Below are 200 nucleotides of genomic sequence, written 5' to 3'. Positions count from 1 at the left end.
CGGCCGATGGTACTGCACTGGAGACGGTGTGGGAGAGTAGGTGGCCGCCAAATTACAAAAGAATATGGGCTTATAGCTCAGCTGGTTAGAGCGCACGCCTGATAAGCGTGAGGTCGGTGGTTCGAGTCCACTTAAGCCCATACCCATGGGGGATTAGCTCAGTTGGGAGAGCGCCTGCCTTGCAAGCAGGAGGTCACGAG

At 56.5% G+C, this 200-nt stretch carries 1 tRNA gene; it reads left to right on the top strand.

Annotation, left to right across the window (positions count from 1 at the left end):
• The first annotated feature begins 66 nt into the window (after nt 1-66).
• Nucleotides 67-140, top strand: a tRNA-Ile gene (locus LI162_RS15510).
• Nucleotides 141-200 lie beyond the last annotated feature (60 nt).

Source organism: Mediterraneibacter sp. 210702-DFI.3.120 (genome assembly GCF_020561005.1).
Lineage (GTDB): Bacteria > Bacillota > Clostridia > Lachnospirales > Lachnospiraceae > Mediterraneibacter > Mediterraneibacter faecis.
The sequence above is the reverse complement of the archived record's forward strand: the minus strand, read 5'-3'. Positions and strand labels throughout refer to the sequence as shown.